Source organism: Mannheimia indoligenes (assembly GCF_036880405.1).
In the GTDB taxonomy this organism is placed as follows: Bacteria; Pseudomonadota; Gammaproteobacteria; order Enterobacterales; family Pasteurellaceae; genus Mannheimia; species Mannheimia indoligenes.
In genome coordinates, this window is record NZ_JBAJJM010000005.1 from 1 (window position 1) to 13410 (window position 13410).

Genomic DNA, 13410 nt, shown 5'->3' on the forward strand with positions numbered 1-13410 from the left:
TGCTCAACCAGCACAGCCTCCAAAACCAGATGATTTATTGCCACAGGAAGAAACTGCCTACACACAAAATTATCCTTCTGTAGGTTCAGGTTTTATCATTCCTAAAAATGAGGAGAATATTAAAAAAGCTGCTGTATCATCAAGGTCAGCTCAATTAACTAGCATAATAAGTGTTGAAGGAAAAGATATTCCAATTTCCTACTCTAACATTAATAGCAATAGCATTTCTTTAGACTCTCAAGATAAAAAATTATATGCTGAAAAAGGGAAAAACACTCAAATAGTATTCATTGCACAAAATGACTTAGAAAATCAATATTTGTTTACTTCTGGTATAAACCTGTCTAAAGCAATGCCAACAGCAGGAGAGATAACCTATAAAGGGAAGAGTTTTAATATCTATTCATCAGATGGTACAGGAACTCTCAATGCAATTACTAAAGGCACATCCGAATTTGTCGCTGACTTCAACCAAAAAATCTTAACAGGTACGGTAAAATCATCTTTAGAAAATAGTGCTTTTAAACCCGTTGAAATTTCAGCAAGTATTACCAAGAACACGTTCTCTGGAAGTAAAAATTATATCAGCGTGCAAGGTGGTTTCTTTGGAGAAAATGCTGGAGAGTTAATTGGAGATTACAGAACCGAAGAAGGTAGCCAACAAAATGCTATTGGTGTATTCCGAGCAGAGAAATCTGAATAAAGATTAAATTTCTTTCAAAGACCGCTACAAGCGGTCTTTTTATATTTACAAGAATTAAATAAATAATCGTCTTTTAACAAAAATTTAGAAAAACGACCGCTTGTAGTTATTTAGCCTATCATCTTTTAAAATCTGTTCAACCTCTAAGCGAACATATCTGATCTCACCACCCACTTTTTCATAAAGTAAACCGACTTTTCCGTCCGGCAACTCTGCAATGCTACTGTAGCCAAAAGTTTCATTATCATCAGTTATCTGAATATAATCTTGCCAATCAATGGTATTATCTGACTTGATTTCACCAATCCAAACTCTTCCATTAATGCGTTTCCACATTTGCTTAGAATGAGCGTTAGAAAGCAGTACATACTCTTTGTCGTTAATTTCTTTTGAATATTTTATTGCTGATAATTGAGTGTAAGAATTAAGTAACTCCGCATCAAATTCACTACTTTGCCACGTCATACCTTCAGTATTACTGCTAGATACCAATACATTGCCTTTATTAGTGCGGGTAAAAAGCGTTATCGTACCATCATTGAGTTCCACAATGTGCGATTCACTCGCCTTATAAGGTGCTTTATTGCCATTAAATTTAATAGGCGTTTCGCCCATTAGCCAAGTTTCACCACCGTCTTCACTTTTGATGACGGCAGTCAATTCATTGTCATATTGGTCAATAAAATAAACCGGCACCAGTAACGTTCCACTTTCCAATTGAACCCCTGTACCAGGACCCGTACCAAGAAATTTCATCGAATCAGTTTTCAACTGTGGGTTTAAATCAATCGGATTTGACCACGTTTTGCCATTATCATCGCTATAAATCAACCATAAATAACTGGTTTTCTGCACTGTAAATGGGGAGGAACGATTAAACTCTTTTTGCGAGGAGAGAAAAATATTACCTTGATAATTGGCATCGTTCATTTCACCCAAATAAACATCGCCTAAATCTCGATAGGCTTTATCGGGGTTGCCCTTAGTTACTACTTGGTAATCTGTTGGATTGTTTTGGGTATCATACACTCGACCTAAAGTGTGGCTTTGCTTTCGCAAAGTATAGATCTGATCTTTACCAATCAGTTTCAAAAAGGCTTGACCATCAATTTTAGTATAACCACTACCTAACGCATTGGCTGGGTTAGCAGGCTCTCTTTTGCCGTGATAAGTAATATGACTATGAATGCCACTCGATTCGGGGTACATATCCACTAATAAGAAAATGCGTTCGGAATTTTTGTCTTGCACCATCACAGGGTCAATAACAAATGCCGATTGGGTATTTTCAAAATTAGGAGCATTGTAGGGATGCTCAATTAAATCGATCACGACTTGGTCGTTCTGCCAAGTTTTGCCGTTATCCAAACTTCGACGGATAACTAAATCAATATTACCCCAATCCTTATTATCAAATTGATGTTTATCAATTGCCGCTAACACAATGCCGTTTTCTGTGGTTAATAGCGAGGGAATACGGTAATTTCTTGCTGATTTATTTGCCACAAAAAGTGGCTTTTCTTGTCCAATAACAATATTGCTCGCAATTTCCAGCTCTTGTTCACTATAGCCATTCACTGCACCAACAGTTTGCTTGGCGGAACTATAAGATAAAAAAATGTAGAATAGGCAAAAAAAGATAACAGATTTCATAGTGTCTAGGTTTAACATTTAGGCGGCGTATTCTAGCGTAATGTATTAATTTTGAACAGTAAAACAAAACGCTTTTAACTTATTTTTAAGTTAAAAGCGTTTGCAAATTTTTTCGGTAAAATAACCGCTTGTCAGTTACTTAGTCGCAGCTTTCATCGCTTGTACAAATTCAGCAAGTTCTTCCAGCAAATTCGCTTGGTTATCTAAATTACATTCAATAATCTTCACAATTGCCGAGCCTGAAATTGCCCCATCAGCACCAAGTCTTAAGGCTTCTTTCACTTGTTCCGGTTTAGCAATACCAAAACCTTGTAAGATTGGTGCAGCATTCGCTTGTTTTAAGCTCCCCACTAAATTATCAAGATTACTTGCGTGAGCTTGGTTTTCCGCACTGGTTACACCTGCACGAGAAACTAAATAAGTATAGCCTTCAGTTAATTTTGCAATGCGTTGAATGGTATTTTCATCTGCATTTGGCGGGCAGATAAACACAGGCTGAATACCATATTTTTTAGCCGTTGGTACAAACTCTTCTGCTGCTAAAACAGGTAAATCTGCAATTAACACCGCATCAACACCTGTTTGCCGGCAGCGTTGAAAGAACCTCTCCGTACTCGGTACAAAAATTAAGTTCGCACAAAGCAATAAACCAATTGGAATATCGGGATATTTCGCTCTAATTTTTTCTATCAACGTAAAGCAAGCATCTGTACTGTAACCTGCATCTAATGCACGTTTGTTCGCTGCTTGAATAACAGGTCCATCTAGTAATGGATCTGAAAATGGAAAGCCTAATTCTAACGCATCAGCTCCATTGGCAATCATCGTTTCAATAATTTCAAAACTACGGTCAAAATCAGGATCGCATAAAGTAACAAACGGCACGAAAGCCCCTTCGTTTTTCGCTTTTAAGCGTTCAAATACGTTATCAAAACGGCTCATTAGTTACCTCCATTTAAAATTTTATCGACCGTGAAAATATCTTTGTCGCCACGTCCAGATAAATTTACCACTAATAGTTGCTCTTTCTCAGGATTTTGCTTAATCAACTTCAGTGCATAAGCTAAGGCGTGTGAAGACTCTAACGCAGGAATAATCCCTTCATTTTTAGCGAGTGCTTGGAAAGCATCTAATGCTTCTTGGTCGGTAATCGATACATAATCGGCTCTGCCTGTTGCATTTAAATAGGCGTGTTGCGGACCAACTGATGGAAAATCTAAACCTGCCGAGATAGAGTAAGATTCTTCAATTTGTCCATCTTTATCTTGCATAATCGGTGATTTCATACCGAAGTAAATTCCTGTTGTGCCGTGTTTAAGCGGTGCACCGTGTTCACCTGTTTCAATGCCTTTGCCTGCCGGTTCAACTCCGATTAATTGTACCGATGTTTCTTCGATGAAATCAGCAAACATTCCGATTGCATTCGAACCACCGCCAACGGCAGCAATCACCGCATCCGGCAAGCGGTCTTCTTTTGCTAAAATTTGACGTTTGGTTTCTTCGCCAATCATTTTTTGGAACTCACGCACCATTGTCGGGAATGGATGTGGACCTGCTGCTGTACCAATTAAATAGTGAGTGGTATCGTAGTTTGCTGCCCAATCACGCATCGCCTCACAGCACGCATCTTTAAGCGAGCAAGAACCTTTTTCGACAGGGATTACATCCGCTCCCATTAAACGCATACGGAACACATTAGGCGATTGGCGTTCCACATCTTTTGCCCCCATATAAACCACACAAGGCATACCTAGCATTGCACAAGCTAATGCGGTTGCCACACCGTGCTGCCCAGCTCCAGTTTCGGCAATAATACGGGTTTTGCCCATTCGTTTGGCGAGTAAAATCTGCCCTAGTACTTGATTGGTTTTATGAGCTCCACCGTGTAATAAATCTTCACGTTTTAGATAGAGTTTGCTGTTTGTACCTTTAGTTAAATTACTGCAAAGCGTAAGTGCCGTTGGACGACCTGCATAGTTTTTGAGTAAATCGGCAAATTCTGCTTGGAATGTTGGATCTTGTTGAGCTTCTACAAAGGCTTGCTCTAATTCTTTGAGTACCGATACTAAAATTTCAGGAACATACATTCCGCCAAATTCACCGAAGTAAGGGTTAAGAAGTGTGTCTGACATAATATTTCCTTTTCTATTTCCTCTCTCGTCTTGAAAGAGAGTATAAAATTATAAATTTCTAGCTACATTTAAGGCTGATGAGGTTTGAGCTACCGGCATTACTTCAACACGGTTAATATTGACGTGTTCCGGTTGTTGATTTAACCAAAGCACGATATTAGCCACATCTTCAGGGCGAACAAATTCAACATTTTCATAAATTTTTGCTGCTTTTTCGTCATCGCCTTTAAAGCGAACATTAGAAAATTCTGTCCCACCACATAAGCCCGGCTCAACGTTAGACACCCGTACTTTTGTGCCTGCTAAATCTGCACGCAAATTTAAGCTAAACTGCTTCACAAAGGCTTTTGTACCGCCATAAACATTCCCACCCGGGTAAGGGTAAGTTCCTGCAATCGAACCGATATTAATAATATGTCCTGAATTATGCTCAACCATTTCAGGAAGAACTAGGCGTGTCATTGTTACTAAGCCTTTAATATTAGTATCAATCATTTGATACCAATCAGTTAAATCCGCTTTATGAGCAGGCTCTAAGCCTAGTGCTAAACCTGCATTATTCACTAATAAGTCAATCTTTCGCCAACTTTGAGGGCGGCTATTTAATACTTTTTCAACTTCTGAGGAATCTTGAATATCAAATACAAGCGGTAGAAAATTATCGCCAAATTGCAAATGTAGTTCGCTTAAACGCTCTGCACGTCTGCCTGTGCCAATCACTCTATAGCCTGATTGAAGAAGTAATTTACAAATTGCTAAACCAAAACCGGCGGTTGCCCCTGTTACTAATGCAGTTTTCATCGTTTTACCCTCAAAATTAAAATGTACTATTAAAGTAGTACAAAATTTAAAAAATTGCAAGAAATATATCGTTCAGAAAAGAAAAAAGCGTACCAAAAGGTACGCTAAATACATAGGAGGATCTTATTTTAAGATTTATATAACACAACATTCGATATCCATATCTTGAATGACATTCTATATCATAAATCCATTTAATTCTGTGATTGCCTTCACATTTTTAGAAATTAACCTTTATTTTCCTACTTTTTTGCTTTAAAGATTAAAATTAAGGCAGCCATCACTGCGGCTGTTGCCACAAATCCTAATAAAGCAGATTGCGTGAAACCTACTACTAAGTAGCCAACAATAGAAGCAGCAGCAACCAATAACGCATAAGGTAATTGTGAAATAACGTGATCCATATGGTTACATTGTGCACCTGTTGAAGATAAGATAGTAGTATCTGACACCGGTGAACAATGGTCTCCGCATACTGCCCCCGCCATTACTGCCGACAAGCAAGGAATGATTAATGCAGGATCAGAATGAACTGCCATTGCCGCACCGATTGGTAACATAATACCAAATGTTCCCCAGCTTGTGCCTGTTGAGAATGCCATAAATGCGGCTAATACGAATAAAATTGCCGGTAAGAATCCTGCTGCAATATGCTCACCAACTAAGCCTGATAAGTATTTGCCTGTTTGCATATCGCTTACTACGCCATTAATTGTCCAAGCAAAGAATAAAATGGTGATTGCACCAGACATCATTTTTACGCCTAAACCATAGGCACGAACGTAATTTTTTAGTGAAATATGACCGCTTGCCATAATACAAATGCTGGCAACTACTAATGCAGCTAGACCGCCTACCACTAACGAAATACCCACAGTGGTATTTTCAAAAGCACCTAAAATCGAAAATGGTGTGTTTGATTCTGCTAATGCATCGGCACCGGTTTTAATCATCATTGCAACCGTAACCACAATTAAAGCAACAATCGGGAACACTAAATTACGCATACGCCCTTTAACTTCAATACTTTCTTCCTCTACTTCTGCTAAATGTTCTGCTTGGCGTTCAAAACGAGCCATTGAGCCGATATCGAATGAGAAATAAGCTACGAAGAACACCATAATCATTGAGAAAATCGCATAGAAATTCATTGCACTCATCGTCATAAATGCACCAAGCGGAGAATAGCCCGTGATTGAATGAGTTGCTAATAAACCGGCAATTAAGGTAATAATGTAAGCTCCCCAACTTGAAATTGGCATTAATACGCACATTGGTGCGGCGGTTGAGTCAAGGATATAAGCTAATTTTGCACGAGAAACATTGAATTTATCCGTTACCGGGCGAGCAATTGCCCCTACCGCTAAACTATGGAAATAGTCATCAATAAAAGTGAAAAATACTAAACCTGCGGCTATTAATTTTGCACCACGTTTATCTTTAATTCTTTTCTGAGCCCAATTTGCAAAGGCTTGATTACTTCCTGAAATGCTTAATAAAGAAGTCAATACACCTAATAAAATTAAGAATAAAATGATATTGATGTTGTTAGAATTTAAACCCTCTTCAGCTCCTTTATAAACTAAAGAAACAACACTATTTTTTATATAAGTAAGTGCATCAAGAAAATTACTATTAGTTAGCATAAATGCACCAAATATAATCCCAATGCTTAATGAAATAATCACTTTGCGTGTAACAATCGCTAAAATTAATGCAATCAGAGCCGGTAACACAGACCAAAACGATGTGGAATAATCAACTAGATTCATAAAACCTCTAAAATGACTTTGTATAATTTGTATATAAAAATAATAGCCAAACAAGAGATGTACTGAGATATTTATAGGAATAAATATAAAGGAAGGAAATATGAAAAACTAAAACCCACCCTAACAGTAGCACTCCGTAGCGTTTACTACGACAGTGTCGTTTCTTTCGAGAACGACCCCAACCAATTAAGATGACGCCTAATTGATTTCGGCAAATCCACCTTTCCTTTTTCTTCATCGTTTTCCACTCAGAAAAAATACTTATTGAATTTGCACCTCTACATTTTGTAGGATGACGTAAAGATACCACGAATATCCGAAGATATAAAGTACCTCTTTTTTATTTATATTTATTTACCTCAAATATCTTTTAATATATGATAAAAAAGAATAAAATTCACTTCGTTACTAAAACATTAGGAGAATACAATGTCAGATTTAAAAAGCCTTTTAAACCTTCGTAGTTTAAGAGTATTTGCTAAAGATTTAGCACTTGAACAATTAAAATCATTTGCTGAAAAATTAGATACTATTATTGCTGAAAAAGAAGAAGAAATTAGAAAAGAAGAGCAAGAAAAAGCAAAACAATTAGAAAGCTTAAATAAATACACCGAAATGTTAAAACAAGATGGACTTTCTATTGATGAATTAGCTCAATTATTAGCAGATAAAGTAATTAAAGGTCGAAAAGCCCCTAAAGCACGCAAACCGATTGCCTCTCGTCCTGCTAAATATAAATTTGTTGATGCTGAAGGTAATGAAAAAACGTGGACAGGTCAAGGCAGAACACCAAAAGCATTGCAAGAAGCACTTGATAAAGGCAAGAAATTAGAAGATTTTGCTATTTAATTTATTATTTATATAAAGATTAGATATGAGAGAACTCTAATTGGGTTCTCTTATTTTTATAATAGGATATCAAATGCTTGAACATAAAATTTTATTAACTGAATGCCCAGATGATACAGGGTTAGTCGCTAAAATTACCAATATTTGTTACAAACACCAATTAAATATTATTAAAAACTCGGAATTTGTGGATAACGAAACGAAACGCTTTTTTATGCGTACGGAGTTAAACGGTATTTTTAACGATAAAACATTTCTAGCCGATCTAGAATTTACTTTGCCTGACGGTTCAATTTATAAATTATTGCCAAAGCAGAGAAAGCGTATTGTTATTTTAGTAACCAAAGAAGCTCACTGTTTAGGCGATTTATTAATGAAAAACTATTATGGTGGTTTAGATGTAGAAATTGCAGCTGTAATCGGTAATCACGACACATTAAGAGAATTAGTTGAACGCTTTGATGTGCCGTTCCACTTGGTCAGCCACGAAAATCTGACCCGTGTTGAACACGATAAATTATTAGCCGATAAAATTGACGAATACGCCCCGGATTATATTGTACTAGCTAAATATATGCGTGTGCTTAATCCTGAATTTGTAGCACGTTACCCAAATCGTGTTGTAAATATCCACCATTCTTTCTTACCTGCATTTATTGGTGCGAAGCCATATCAACGAGCTTACGAACGTGGTGTAAAAATTATTGGTGCAACGGCTCATTTTGTAAATGATGAATTAGATGAAGGTCCAATTATTATGCAAAATGTGATCAACGTAGATCACACCTATACTGCCGAGGCAATGATGCGTGCCGGGCGGGATGTAGAGAAAACCGTTCTCAGTCAAGCATTAGAATTAGTACTTGCTGATAAGATCTTTGTTTATAAAAACAAAACCATTATTTTATAAAAAAATAGCCAGTGATTGAAACTGGCTATTTTATTTAGATGGAATATCTTCCAACGTTTCAGGCATTTTACCTATTAACAAATTAAATAGCATTGCCGTTCTTGCCAAAATCTCTCTTAACCTTACTTGATAAGCCCCTTCAGGATATTTCGCTGCATAACAAATCGCATCAATATTTTTAAATTTCGCAATAAATAATGCTCTTTCACAATGAAACTTCTGTGAGACAATCGTAAACGGCGGTAATTTATAAACCTCTGTCGCTCTTATAATTGAATCAAAAGTAGTATAGCCCGCATAATCTTGCTTAATTTGTAGCTGAGGTATGCCCATTTTCAGCAAATCATTAGTCATTGTTTTAGGCTCATTATAATAAGGGGTTTTATTATCACCACTAACTAAAAGTTTATTTACTTTTTCACTTTTCACTAATTGCTTTGCTGCTTCTAAACGATATTTGTAATATTCATTGATCACATTTTTTGAGTAAAATTTCGCTGTACCGAGCACTACGGCATAATCTCTATGAGGCAGATCGTTAATCTCGCTATAGACTTTATCCCGCACAGCATAACTCGTTATTGAATCCACAATTAATAGGGTTGCAATTCCTATTAAGTGTAAGATCACAATCACTTTCAGTATTTTTATGCCAAATTGCTTAATTTGATGAAAAAACGGCAATGACCTAGCCCCTTAAATTTCGACTTCCAAAAATCACTTATTTATTCTTATTACTCAAATAATGAGTATATTAAAGACAAACAAAGTTGTCTGATCGTTCAATCAATTTATTCTATTTTAGTGTGTTTGTTAAGTCCTAAACTCTATTTATCACACCTAAAACCTAAAAAATTTAGCCGTTTAAAAATCTAGACGTTTAGACGGCTAAAATTTCTTGACAATTGACAACAACACCGTTAATTTAACCATATTATTACAATTACAAGCGGTTAAAAAAGCATAATTTTTTGCAAATAAGGATTCTATGGCTCAGCACATTACACTTTTTGAGGAAACGCCATTGCCCCTTTCACTAGGTGGCGAACTTTCCCCTATCACAGTGGCTTACCAAACTTACGGCGAATTAAATGCAGATAAAAGCAATGCTGTGTTGATCTGCCACGCCTTAACCGGCGATGCCGAGCCTTATTACGATTCTGCAACCGAGAAAGGCTGGTGGCAGGATTTTATCGGCAAGGGTTTAGCCTTTGATACCGAAAAATATTTCTTTATTTGTAGTAATGTTTTAGGTGGTTGTAAAGGCACAACAGGTCCTTCTTCAATTGATCCGAAAACCAATAAACCTTACGGTAGCCAATTCCCGATTATTACCGTTCAAGATATTGTTAATGTTCAAAAAGCCTTAATTGATTACTTAGAAATTCCAACTCTCCACGCCGTCATTGGCGGCTCTTTTGGTGGAATGCAAGCAACGCAATGGGGAATTAGCTACCCGGATCAGGTACGTAATATTATCAACCTTTGTTCTTCACTTACTTTAAGTGCGGAAGCGATTGGTTTTAACCACGTTATGCGTCAGGCAATTATTAATGATCCACATTTCAATGGTGGAGATTATTATGATGGCATCGCACCCGATAATGGCTTAAAAATTGCTCGAATGTTAGGAATGCTGACTTACCGCACGGATATTCAGCTGGCTAAAGCTTTCGGGCGAGAAACCAAACAGCAAGGGAAAATTTGGGGTGATCATTTCCAAGTAGAATCTTACTTAAGCTATCAAGGCACTAAATTTTTAGGTCGCTTTGATGCCAATACCTACCTTCGCTTATTAAGAGCCTTAGATTTATATGATCCCGCACTTGGCTATGAAAATGAAGAAGCTGCGTTAAAACGCATTAAAGCCAATTATGTTTTTGTAGCAGTAACTAGCGATCAGCTATTCAAACAAGTTGATGTGTATAAAAGCAAACAGAAATTAGAACAAGCCGGGGTGAATTTGGATTTTCACGAGTTCCACTCTGATTTCGGACACGATGCCTTTCTGGTTGATTATGATTTCTTCGAGCCGATGATTAAAAAAGGGCTGGAAAAGTAAATTTGCATTTTTTAAGAAAAATTTAACCGCTTGTATTTCTTATTATTTCCCCATCAGAAATAATCTTTTGCTTTTTTGCATCTTTTTCTCTTTATTTGCTCTATTTATACTGTACTCGACTAAATAAATGGAGAAATAAGATGAAAAAATTACCAGCCCTCTTTGTCGGGCACGGCAACCCGATGAACACACTCGATGCTCAAAACCCGTTTAATCTAGGCTTCAAACAGATCACCAAAACCTTTGAAAAACCAAAAGCGATTTTAATGATTTCCGCTCATTGGTATAGCAGTAAATTACAGATTACAAGCGGTCAAAATCCCGAATTAATTTACGATTTCCACGGTTTCCCTGAAGAGTTGAGCCAAGTAACTTACCCTGCTCAAGGCTGCCCTGAGTTAGCTGAACATATTCAGCAGCTTTTACTGCCGGAACAAGCGGAACTCAACCCAACACGTGGTTACGATCACGGAATGTGGTCTGTACTGAAACACCTTTACCCAGAAGCAGATATCCCCGTCATTCAGCTGAGTATTCACCGCAACCAGCCGGCGAAATGGCATTTTGAATTAGCCCAAAAATTAAAACCATTGCGTGAACAAGGCGTGCTGATTATCGGCAGTGGTAACATTGTACATAATTTACGGGCAATTAGCTGGCAACATATGGAACAGATTGGAGCTGGGTATGATTGGGCATTTGCCTTCCGTGAATATATCAATCAGGCGATTGTGGACGGCAACTATGATGCAATTATCGAAACCCAACCATTCGGACAAGCAGCAGAGCTTTCAATTCCCACACCAGAGCATTACTTGCCATTGCTTTATGTTGTTGCTCAACAAGAAGAGAATGAAGAAATTACTTTCTTTAATGATGAACTGGTCGGCGGATCGCTAAGTATGACATCAATAAAAATCGGTTAGTCTAAATAGCAAAGCCCCACTAAGGAATTTCCTAGTGGGGCTTATTTATTATTTTTAGAAATTATTTCTGACGCATTGCAGGGAATAAAATCACATCACGGATTGATGGAGCGTTAGCAAAAATCATTGCTAAACGGTCAATACCTAAGCCTTCGCCCGCTGTTGGTGGCAAGCCGTGTTCTAACGCCACGATAAAGTCTTCATCTTTAAACATTGCTTCATCATCGCCTGCATCTTTTGCAGCTACTTGAGCATCAAAACGCTCAGCTTGGTCTTCCGCATCATTTAATTCTGAGAAACCGTTACCGATTTCACGACCACCAATAAATAATTCAAAACGATCCGTTACTTCAGGGTTTTCATCATTACGGCGAGCAAGTGGCGAAATTTCCGCTGGGTGAGCCATTAAGAAAGTCGGCTGAATTAACTGGTGCTCTGCTACTTCTTCAAAAATTGCATTCACAACAGAACCTAAGCCCCAGGATTTTTGAATTTCAATACCTAAACCTTTTGCAATTTCGACTGATTTTTCAAAGCTGTCTAAATCTTCACGCTTAATGCCATTGCCATATTTCACAATCGCATCGTGCATTGTGATACGCTCAAACGGTTTGCCGAAATCGAACATATATTCACCGTAAGGTACATCGGTTGTACCTAAAATATCTAACGCCAATTTGCGTAATAATTCTTCGGTGTTGTCCATTAAATCGTGGTAGTCCGCATAGGCTTGGTAATATTCAATCATTGTAAATTCAGGATTGTGGCGAACAGAAACACCCTCGTTACGGAAGTTACGGTTTAGCTCAAACACTCGCTCAAAACCGCCTACCACTAAGCGTTTTAAATAAAGCTCAGGGGCGATACGCAAATACATATCCACATCTAACGCATTGTGGTGCGTTACGAACGGTTTTGCTGCTGCACCGCCCGGGATCACTTGTAACATTGGCGTTTCAACTTCAATAAAATCTCTATCTAAAAAGAATTTACGAATGCCCGAAACTACCTGTGAACGAATCATAAAGGTACGGCGTGATTCTTCGTTAGAAATTAAATCCAAATAACGCTGACGATAGCGAGTTTCTAAATCCGTTAAACCGTGATGTTTATCCGGTAACGGACGTAATGCTTTGGTTAAAAGTTGTACTTCTGAACAACGAACGGTTAATTCACCTGTTTTAGTTTTAAATAGCGTTCCTTCAACACCAATAATATCGCCTAAGTCCCAAAGGCTCACTTTCTCTTCGTAAATGCTTTCAGCCAAGTTATCACGAGCAACATAAAGCTGAATTGCTCCACTCACATCTTGAATAGTAAAGAAAGACGCCTTTCCCATTACACGTTTTAGCATAATACGACCGGCAACTTTCACTTGAATATTTTGTTCTTTTAATGCTTCGCCTTCTACTTCATCATATTGACTATGTAAATCTTTTGCTAACGCATCACGGCGGAAAGTATTTGGGAAAGCGTTACCCTGCTCACGAATTTTAGTCAATTTTTCACGGCGGGCTAACATTTCCCCATTAAGATCTAATTCTTGATTTTCTACTTCAGACATTGAATTACCTTAGATTTCAAAATTTGGATAAATAAAAC

At 37.6% G+C, this 13410-nt stretch carries 12 protein-coding genes and 1 riboswitch; of the genes, 5 read left to right on the plus strand and 7 right to left on the minus strand.

Annotation, left to right across the window (positions count from 1 at the left end; translation table 11 throughout):
• The coding region (locus V6W77_RS03295) for a transferrin-binding protein-like solute binding protein (RefSeq protein ID WP_334253772.1) at positions 1–703 on the plus strand (703 nt) is incomplete at its 5' end.
• 84 nt (positions 704–787) lie between these two features.
• Here the strand turns inward: V6W77_RS03295 and V6W77_RS03300 are convergent.
• From V6W77_RS03300 to V6W77_RS03320, 5 genes are all read right to left on the minus strand, one after another.
• Positions 788–2356, minus strand: a complete 1569-nt coding sequence (locus V6W77_RS03300; protein ID WP_334253773.1) for a sialidase family protein — start codon at positions 2354–2356, stop codon at positions 788–790.
• 135 nt (positions 2357–2491) lie between these two features.
• A complete protein-coding gene (trpA, locus tag V6W77_RS03305) occupies positions 2492–3298 on the minus strand; it encodes a tryptophan synthase subunit alpha (RefSeq protein WP_334253774.1) in 807 nt (268 codons plus the stop codon).
• Positions 3298–4488, minus strand: coding sequence for a tryptophan synthase subunit beta (gene trpB, locus V6W77_RS03310; RefSeq protein WP_334253775.1), 1191 nt, complete (start codon positions 4486–4488; stop codon positions 3298–3300). Before trpB ends, trpA begins: the two co-directional genes overlap by 1 nt.
• 48 nt (positions 4489–4536) lie before the next feature.
• The gene (locus V6W77_RS03315; RefSeq protein WP_334253776.1) at positions 4537–5289 is read right to left on the minus strand and encodes an SDR family oxidoreductase; all 753 of its coding nucleotides are present in this window, start codon (positions 5287–5289) and stop codon (positions 4537–4539) included.
• A 242-nt stretch (positions 5290–5531) separates the two neighbouring features.
• Positions 5532–7061, minus strand: a complete 1530-nt coding sequence (locus V6W77_RS03320; protein ID WP_283385984.1) for a Na+/H+ antiporter NhaC family protein — start codon at positions 7059–7061, stop codon at positions 5532–5534.
• Between the two features lie 119 nt (positions 7062–7180).
• A riboswitch (Lysine riboswitch) is annotated at positions 7181–7350 on the minus strand.
• Between the two features lie 140 nt (positions 7351–7490).
• On the opposite strand from V6W77_RS03320, the gene V6W77_RS03325 reads away from it, so the two are divergent.
• Both V6W77_RS03325 and purU read left to right on the plus strand, forming a co-directional pair.
• Entirely contained in the window at positions 7491–7910 is a 420-nt protein-coding gene (locus V6W77_RS03325; protein WP_334253777.1) for an H-NS family histone-like protein, read from the plus strand.
• Positions 7911–7983: 73 nt separating this feature from the next.
• Entirely contained in the window at positions 7984–8820 is an 837-nt protein-coding gene (gene purU / locus V6W77_RS03330; RefSeq protein WP_334253778.1) for a formyltetrahydrofolate deformylase, read from the plus strand.
• A 30-nt stretch (positions 8821–8850) separates the two neighbouring features.
• Here purU and V6W77_RS03335 read toward each other — a convergent pair whose 3' ends face one another.
• Positions 8851–9465: a SanA/YdcF family protein gene (locus tag V6W77_RS03335; protein ID WP_428981752.1), complete on the minus strand. Its 615-nt coding sequence runs from the start codon at positions 9463–9465 to the stop codon at positions 8851–8853.
• A 343-nt stretch (positions 9466–9808) separates the two neighbouring features.
• On the opposite strand from V6W77_RS03335, the gene metX reads away from it, so the two are divergent.
• Together metX and ygiD are read left to right on the plus strand one after the other, a co-directional pair.
• The gene (gene metX / locus V6W77_RS03340; RefSeq protein WP_334253779.1) at positions 9809–10882 is read left to right on the plus strand and encodes a homoserine O-acetyltransferase MetX; all 1074 of its coding nucleotides are present in this window, start codon (positions 9809–9811) and stop codon (positions 10880–10882) included.
• A gap of 140 nt (positions 10883–11022) precedes the next feature.
• Complete coding sequence (gene ygiD / locus V6W77_RS03345) at positions 11023–11808, plus strand: 4,5-DOPA-extradiol-dioxygenase (RefSeq protein ID WP_334253780.1); 786 nt, start codon at positions 11023–11025, stop codon at positions 11806–11808.
• Positions 11809–11869: 61 nt separating this feature from the next.
• Here ygiD and lysS read toward each other — a convergent pair whose 3' ends face one another.
• The gene (lysS, locus tag V6W77_RS03350; protein WP_334253781.1) at positions 11870–13372 is read right to left on the minus strand and encodes a lysine--tRNA ligase; all 1503 of its coding nucleotides are present in this window, start codon (positions 13370–13372) and stop codon (positions 11870–11872) included.
• Positions 13373–13410: the final 38 nt, after the last annotated feature.